The sequence below is a fragment of the Thermodesulfomicrobium thermophilum DSM 16697 genome (genome assembly GCF_059568695.1).
In genome coordinates this window covers 186,582-194,419 of record NZ_JCANTW010000015.1, presented here as the reverse complement: position 1 = coordinate 194,419, position 7,838 = coordinate 186,582, and the positions used below count along the sequence as shown (strand labels likewise).

The window sequence follows — 7,838 nt, the reverse complement described above, 5'->3', positions numbered from 1 at the left end:
ACCTGGAAGCGAAAAGTTCTTCCATATGCTGACAGCTCGCCCCTTCAAAGTCACTTTTCGCCTTCTCGGCAACGAACTTACGGATTTCCTGGGCAATTCTCCGATTCGACGCTTTGCCCCGTCCTTTGTGGACAAGGCCCACGGCTCCCTCCTTACGATACCGATTTTTCAGTCGAATCACCTGCCGGTAGCTCAAACCAAGGACTTCTCCCGCCTCCCGAACCGTGAACGCTCCGGCCACTGCCTGCTTGATCACAAACGCTCGCCGCGCTTCCTCTGCCTTCATGAGTACGTCACCACGTGTCTTCATGGGATGACATTTCTATTGTCCCAGACAGGGGTGACAATATCATTGTCCGGAGAACCTCGCCGCGGCGTTGACATCCCTGCCGTGGCCCACTACACGAGAAAACGACAAAGAGGGCTTGCGCCCTCTTTTTTGCCTTCCGAAGGAGCCCCATGCACGTCCACGACCTCATCCGCCGCATCGAACACCACGCCCCGCCCGCGTACGCGGCGACGTGGGACCGCTGCGGCGTTCAGGTCGCCGCACGGCGGGAGACCGTCTCTGCCGTGGCCGTAACCTTGGACCCCACGCCGGAGGCAATCCACCAGGCCCATGCGCTGGGCTGTGAGTTTCTCTTGGCACACCACCCCGTTGCGCTCACCCCGCACCTGCCGGACCGGCTGGACATCTACCACGACACCCTGCAAGCGGCCCTCGCCGCCGACCTCTGGGTGTATAGCGCCCACACCAGCCTGGACGCCAATCCGGGCGGCCCTGCAGGTTGGCTCGCCCAGGCCCTGGGGCTTTCCCCGATCCAAGTGCTCGAGGAAACTTTCCGCCAAACGCCCATCCTCTGCGTCCTCCCGAAAGGCCGCCCCCAGGACGTCCCCCAAGGGATCACACCGGTCATGGCGACACCCGGACCGACAGGGCTGCTGCTCGCCGTATGGCCCGAAGACCTCGACGCGATTCGGGCCATTGCCTCTGGACCATGGGTGGAGGCGCCCCTCAGCGCGCCGGTGCGCACCGCAGGGATTGGACAAGTAGGAGATCTCCCGGAGCCCGTCTCGTGGGAGACGCTCCGAACACGCCTGGAACACTGGGGCGTCCCCTGTAACCGCCTGGTGGGCCAACCGCCGCAGCGCATCACCCGCGTGGCCATCTGCCCGGGATCGGGCGCGAGCTTAGGGCGGGCAGCGTTTGGCCGCGGCGCGCAAGTCTTCATTACCGGCGATATCAAGTACCACGACGCCCAGGCCCTGGAGCCCCTCGGGCTCACCGTGGACGCCGGACACTTTTCCCTGGAAGAAATCATGATGCGCACCTGGAGTGAACACCTCGCCCGTGAGCTTGCGCCGCTGGGCCTCCATGTGCATCGCATCCCCGGACACGACCCCATCCGCATGGGGTAAAGGAGGAGACGCCTTGAGCCTCTACATGGAACAGATCGAACAACTCGTCGTCTTGCAGCGTGTGGATTCGGAAATCCTTGCTTTGGAAAAGGCATTGCAAGCTGCACCGGATCAGCTCCAAGAGCTGGAGAAACGCCTCCAGTATCTGCAAGAACAAGAAGGCATCATTCAGGAAAAGATGGATATCGTCCTGGAGCAGAAGCATAAACTGGAAGCAGAAATCGATGCCGACGACCAGCTGATCAAAAAAAACAAAAACAAACTCCTGCAGGTGGAAAACACCAAAGAGTATCACGCCATCATGCGGGACATGGACACGCTGGAAAAGACCAATCGCCAGCGTAAAGAGGAGCTCGACACCGTCCTCGCCGACATCCACGAACTGGAGGAGCGCAAAGCCGCACTCGCCAAGGACGTCGAAGATGTCCGCGACCGCATCAAAGAACAGCAGGCACAGCTCGATGCCAAACTGCAAGAAAAGCGGGAACGCATGGGCAAGCTCCTGCAGGAAAAAGAGCGGGCCACCAAGGCCATTCCGCAGCCGATTTTGGAGCGGTACAATTTTATCCGGCAGCGGCTGGAGAGCCCGGTCATCGTCCCGGTGACCGAAGGTATCTGTCAGGGATGCTTCATCGCCATCCCGCCGCAGAACTACATCGATCTGCAAAAGGGAGAGCAAATCTTAAGCTGCCCCAATTGCCAGCGCATCATGTATTGGGACAAGCACTTCTCGCCTCGCGAGGAGAGCCCGGAAGCATAACCCGTAACGGAGTCGGACAGGCCGTCGCTCCTGGCTTCCAGGGGAGGAAAGTCCGGACACCACAGGGCAGGATGCTGGATAACGTCCAGCGGGGGCGACCCCGGGAGAAGGGCCACAGAAACAGACCGCCTGCGCTCCCGCGCAGGTAAGGGTGAAAAGGTGGGGTAAGAGCCCACCAGATGCCGTGGTGACACGGCATGCTCGGCAACCCCCATCCGGTGCAAGACCAAATAGGAAGGCGGCTGGCCCGGCCCATGCCTTCGGGTAGGTTGCTTGAGGCGGCGGGTAACCGCCGTCCCAGAGAAATGACGGCCACCCGCGTTGGCGGGCACAGAATCCGGCTTATCGTCCGACTCCGTTTTTTTGGTGTATCGACCATGCAACTTTGGTGCATCCTCTTGGCTGCGGGCCAAGGCAGCCGTCTGGCACCGGCCACGGGCGGTGTGGCCAAGCAATTCCTCTCCGTGGGCGGCGAGCCTTTGTATCTCTCCTCGGCACGAACCCTCGCGGCGGTGCCGGAGATGCGCGGCATGGTGGTGGTCCTGCCGCGGGAAGACTTTTCCTCCCACGCCGCACAATTGGAGACCTTGCTCGCAGAACAACCACTGGGCATCGAAGTCCGCACCGCACCCGGAGGCGCGCGGCGGCAGGATTCCGTGGCCCACGGCCTTGCACAGGTACCGGCCTCCGCCACCCACGTGCTGGTGCACGACGCCGCGCGACCCTTTGTCTCCGCCCAGCTGACGACCCGACTGCTGGACGCCTGGACGGGCGATTGCGGCGGGGTCATTCCCGGACTTGCGCCCACCGACACCATCAAGGAATGCCAGGGGGACCGCGTCGTGCGCACCCTGGACCGCCGCCGCCTCATGGCGGTGCAGACCCCCCAGCTCTTTACCGCCGCGGTGCTGCGCCGCGCCCACCAATGGGCCCACGACCACGCGGTGGAGGTCACGGATGACGCGAGCCTCGTGGAGGCCATGGGTGAATGCGTGCGGGTGGTGCCCGGAGAGGCGGACAATCACAAAATCACCCACCCCGAGGATCTGGCCATGCTCACCCCCCCACGCCCCAATCGGCGCCACACCATCGGCTTTGGCTACGATGTCCACGCCTACGGCGGAGACCGCCCCATGGTCTTGGGCGGCATGCCTATCCCTGGAGCGCCGGCCGTGCGCGCCCATTCCGACGGCGACGTGCTGCTCCACGCCCTGGCCGACGCCATCCTCGGTTGCCTGGGGGCAGGCGATATCGGTGAGCACTTTCCCGACACCGACCCACGCTGGGAGGCCATCCCCTCCAGCGTGCTCCTCGACCAGATCCTGGAGCGCGGCCGCCAGCAGGACTTGGTCATCGATCACGTGGACCTGACGATCATCGCCCAGATTCCGCGCCTTGCCCCCCACCGGGAGGCCATCCGCGCCAATGTGGCCCGGTTGCTGGAGCTTTCCCCTCACCAGGTGAACCTCAAGGCCACCACGGAAGAAGGCCTCGGGTTCACCGGCCGCAAGGAAGGCATCAAGGCCGTGGCCGTGGTCACGGGGAGTATGCCATGCTAGACGCCGCCACACCCTGGGTGGTCCGCTTCGCCCCCAGCCCCACGGGGAGCCTGCACCTGGGTAACGCCCGCACGGCGCTGCTCAATTTTCTCCTTGCCCGCAAAAGCGGCGGCCGGTTTCTGCTGCGCATCGAAGACACCGATGCCGAGCGCTCTACCTTCGCCGCCGAGGCCGAAATCCTTTTTGCCTTGGCATGGCTGGGACTGACGCCCGATGGTCCGGTGGTGCGGCAAAGCACCCGCATCGCCCGCTACCGCGAGGTGGCCATGCAGCTTCTCGATCAAGGCCGAGCCTACCCCTGCTTTTGCTCCGAAGAGCGCCTGGCCGCCCAACGGACAGCCGCCCTCGAAGCTGGCGAAGCCCCGCGCTACGACGGCCGCTGCCGCCGTATCCCCCAGGCCGAGGCCCTCGCCCGCGTGGCGGCCGGCGAACCCCATACCCTGCGTCTGGCGGTGGAGCCGCAAGCCATCTCCTTCGACGACGCCATCAAGGGTCCTATGGAAGTCCCGTCCTCGGCCTTCGGCGACTTCGTCCTGCTGCGCTCCAGCGGCTGGCCGAGCTACAACTTCGCCGTGGTAGTGGATGACATGGACATGGGCATCACCCTGGTTGTGCGCGGCGAAGACCACCTCACCAATACCGCCCGCCAAATCCTCCTCTACCAGGCCCTGGGCGCGCCCATCCCCCGCTTCGCCCACCACGGCCTCCTGGTGGACCGAGACGGCAAAAAGCTCTCCAAACGCAGCGGTGCCGCCACCGTGATGGAAGCCGCCCAGGCGGGGATTCCGGCCAGCGCACTGGCCCAGTATCTCGCCTCCATCTCCGGGGCCGTGGACAGCGCCGAGCCGGTCATAAACCTCGCCGAACTCGTAACACGCTTCGACCCCACGAGTCTTGGCCGCGGCAACGCCGTGTTTCTCCCCGAAGACTTGGAGCACCTGGCGGCCCGCACCTTCCGCGCCCTGCCGCCGGAAGAGATCTGTCGCAAGCTCGCCGCCATCCTTCCTCAGGACGCCCCGTGGCACCGGCGTTCCCCGGAAGACCAGGCCGCCCTCGTCCGCGCCGCCCTTCCCGCCTCGCGCCACATCCACGAACTTGAGCACACCATCCAGCTCTTCACCCAGCCTTTCCCGTGCTACAGCGCCGAAGCCATCGGCGCGGCCCGGGAAGGACGTGCGGTACTCGCAGCGCTCCTGGCCAAACTTGCTGCCTTTTCCGAAGGCACGCGACTGTCCTCCGCCGAGGCCGGGGCCCTTCTGCAGGCCGTAGGCAAAGAGTGCGCCGTCCGAGGCCGCGCCCTGTACCATCCGGTGCGCCTGGCCCTTACCGGCACCGACCGCGGCCCCGAGCTCACCGCCATGTTCGAACACGTTCCCGTGGAAATTCTTCGGGCCCGCCTGCGTCTTTTCCTCCATCCCGAATCTCAGGAGACACCATGCAGCTCTACAACACCCTGACCCGCAAGAAAGAGCCCTTCCAACCCCTGCGCGACGGCCACGTCAGCATGTACGTCTGCGGCATCACCGCCTACGACTACTGCCACATCGGCCATGCACGCTCTGCGGTGGTTTTCGACGTTTTGGTGCGCTATCTGCGATCCATCGGCTATAAAGTCACGTTCGTCCGCAACTTCACCGATGTGGACGACAAAATCATCGCCAGGGCTGCGCGGGAGGGCGTTGATGAGCCTACCGTTGCAGCAACCTACATCGCCGCCTTTCACGAAGACATGGAGCGCCTCGGCGTTGTCCAAGCCGATGTGGAGCCCAAGGCCACGGAACATATCCCGGACATGATCGCGCTCTGCCAAAAGCTCATCCAAACGGGCCGCGCCTACGCCACAGCGGACGGCAGCGTCTATTTTCGGGTGCGATCCTTTCCGCCCTACGGTCAGCTCTCGGGACACAACCTCGACGATCTGCGCAGCGGCGCCCGCGTGGAGCCGGGAGAAGGCAAAGAAGACCCCCTCGACTTTGCCCTATGGAAAGGGGCCAAGCCCGGAGAGCCCAGTTGGGAGAGCCCCTGGGGGGCCGGGCGGCCGGGATGGCACATCGAGTGCTCGGCCATGAGCGAACGCTACCTGCCGCTGCCCCTGGACATCCACGGCGGCGGCCAGGACCTCGTCTTCCCGCACCACGAAAACGAAGCCGCGCAGACCGAAGCCGCCACCGGCAAGCCGCTGGCCCGCTTCTGGGTGCACAACGGCTTCGTGCAGATCGACGCGGAAAAAATGTCCAAGTCGCTTGGCAACTTCATCACCATCCGGGACATCCTCTCCCAACACCACCCAGAGACCCTGCGGCTCTTTCTCCTCACCAAGCATTACCGCAGCCCCTTGGACTACACCCTTGCCGCCATGGAGGAAGCCGAAACCGCCCTGCGCCGGGCGTATCTCGCCAAGGCCGCCATGGAAGACGCGCTCGGCGCCACCAAGTCCTGGACCGAAGCCCCGCTGCCGGCGGAACTCGTGGTGGAAGCCACGGCCATCGAGACCAAGTGGGACGAAGCCATGGACGACGACCTCAACACCGCCGCTGCCCTGGGACACACCTTTGCCTTTTTGCGTCTGGTCTCACGCGTCCTGGAAGACAAGGCCCTGCGCCGCACCACCGGAGCCCGGGATTTTCTACGCCACGCCATGGAACGCTTGGAGGGATGGGGGAATGTGCTCGGCATCCTTCTGCGCCCGGCCGCGCAATTCTTGAGTGAAGTGCGCACCGTGCGCATCCAGCGCCGCGGCATCGATACCGAGGCAGTGGACCGATTGGTGGCCGAGCGCCAGGAAGCCCGCAAAGCCAAGGACTTCGCCAAGGCAGACAGCCTGCGCGAAAAGCTCGCCGCCATGGGAGTGACGGTCCAGGACACGCCGAGCGGCCCGACCTGGGACGTGGACTAAACCACGGGCGCCCCAGCGGGCGCCCGCTTTTTTCGGCATCACGCCGGGCGCGGTCCAGGCAGGCGCCATAGCCATTGCCGGACCCAGGCGGCCTTGACCTCCTCCAAGGACACAGGGCGTCCACATTCTTGCGTGAGCGAGGTCATGCGCACCCCAAGGCCGCACGGATCGATGAGATCGAAAAAACGCAAATCCGGCGCCACGTTGAAGGCGATACCGTGGTAGGTCACCCCACGGCGCACCGCGACCCCCACCGAGGCGAGCTTGGCTCCCCCAACGGTCCACACCCCGGGATAGCCTGGCCGGCAGAGGGCCTCCACACCCATGGCTGCGGCCACAGCCACAGTGGCTTCTTCCAGAATGCCCACGTGCTGGCGCACGCCCATGCCGCGGCTCGGCAGGTGCACCACCGGATACGCGACGAGTTGTCCGGGACCATGATAGGTCACCAGACCGCCTCGCTCCGTACGGCGCACCGACACTCCAAGACGTGCCAATTCCTGCTCCGGAATCTTGATGAGGGAGGCGGCATCCCGCCGCCCCAAGGTGATGACATGCGGATGCTCCACCAGGAAGACCGCATCCTGCGCCGCGCCCGCGATGCGTGCCTCCACGCGCTCCACCATGCGGGCATGGGCCGTATCGAAATCGAGAAATCCCAAATCGAGAATTTCCATAAACCTCCCCTGCCGGCCGCGCCGGCTTTCGGGGCGGTGTGCGGCGCCTTCCTGGCCGCGTCAACCCACTATCCCGGGGCGGTTACCGGACAACAGTATCGCCCCCCTGGATGCAGCAATACAAATGGTGTCCTCTGAAGCGTCGGGATGACGGCTGACGGAACCGTCGGCGTCGAAGAGCTGGCATGCGTTCCCGTGGACGCAGGCGTATCGGGGAGGCAGAAGCGCCACGGGGGGCACAGGTGTAAGGGTCGGAACGCCCCCAGGTGCACAGGCAGCAAGGATGACGGGCCGGCACAATCGCAACAAGCGGGCGATCTTGCCTTCCGTTCTCCGTCGACGGTCACTTGCGCCGGGCAGTGGGCTTTCCCGGCAGGCGGGGATTGGGCGGGAAAAAGCCAAAGGACGAACCCGTTTTCAGAGCAGCATCCCCCGGGGCGGGGCGAGTGCGCCCGGACCGTCCGCGTGCAAGCGATGTTGGGCAGTACGCCACGCTCCACGCGGAACAACCACCGCCCTCCCCGCTG

7 protein-coding genes and 1 other RNA gene are annotated in these 7,838 nt (G+C 64.8%); 6 read left to right on the top strand and 2 right to left on the bottom strand.

Translation table 11 applies throughout. The features are described from left to right. Positions 1 to 310 (bottom strand): helix-turn-helix domain-containing protein (locus BR00_RS09310; protein WP_496477318.1); only part of this gene is annotated, 310 nt, incomplete at its 3' end. 149 nt (positions 311 to 459) lie between these two features. Between BR00_RS09310 and BR00_RS09305 the strand changes: the two genes are divergently transcribed. The 6 genes from BR00_RS09305 (at position 460) to cysS (ending at position 6,634) form a co-directional block, all read left to right on the top strand. After that, on the top strand, positions 460 to 1,419 hold the full coding sequence (locus BR00_RS09305) for a Nif3-like dinuclear metal center hexameric protein (protein WP_496477317.1): 960 nt from the start codon (positions 460 to 462) through the stop codon (positions 1,417 to 1,419). 13 nt (positions 1,420 to 1,432) lie between these two features. Continuing rightward, the gene (locus BR00_RS09300) at positions 1,433 to 2,179 is read left to right on the top strand and encodes a zinc ribbon domain-containing protein (RefSeq protein ID WP_496477316.1); all 747 of its coding nucleotides are present in this window, start codon (positions 1,433 to 1,435) and stop codon (positions 2,177 to 2,179) included. A gap of 8 nt (positions 2,180 to 2,187) precedes the next feature. Beyond that, an RNA gene (rnpB, locus tag BR00_RS09295) (RNase P RNA component class A) lies at positions 2,188 to 2,540 on the top strand. Positions 2,541 to 2,556: 16 nt separating this feature from the next. Next, the gene (gene ispD / locus BR00_RS09290; protein WP_496477315.1) at positions 2,557 to 3,738 is read left to right on the top strand and encodes a 2-C-methyl-D-erythritol 4-phosphate cytidylyltransferase; all 1,182 of its coding nucleotides are present in this window, start codon (positions 2,557 to 2,559) and stop codon (positions 3,736 to 3,738) included. After that, positions 3,732 to 5,195: a glutamate--tRNA ligase gene (gene gltX / locus BR00_RS09285; protein WP_496477314.1), complete on the top strand. Its 1,464-nt coding sequence runs from the start codon at positions 3,732 to 3,734 to the stop codon at positions 5,193 to 5,195. Before ispD ends, gltX begins: the two co-directional genes overlap by 7 nt. Continuing rightward, positions 5,174 to 6,634: a cysteine--tRNA ligase gene (cysS, locus tag BR00_RS09280; RefSeq protein WP_496477313.1), complete on the top strand. Its 1,461-nt coding sequence runs from the start codon at positions 5,174 to 5,176 to the stop codon at positions 6,632 to 6,634. Before gltX ends, cysS begins: the two co-directional genes overlap by 22 nt. 38 nt (positions 6,635 to 6,672) lie before the next feature. Here cysS and lipB read toward each other — a convergent pair whose 3' ends face one another. After that, positions 6,673 to 7,311: a lipoyl(octanoyl) transferase LipB gene (gene lipB / locus BR00_RS09275; RefSeq protein WP_496477312.1), complete on the bottom strand. Its 639-nt coding sequence runs from the start codon at positions 7,309 to 7,311 to the stop codon at positions 6,673 to 6,675. Positions 7,312 to 7,838: the final 527 nt, after the last annotated feature.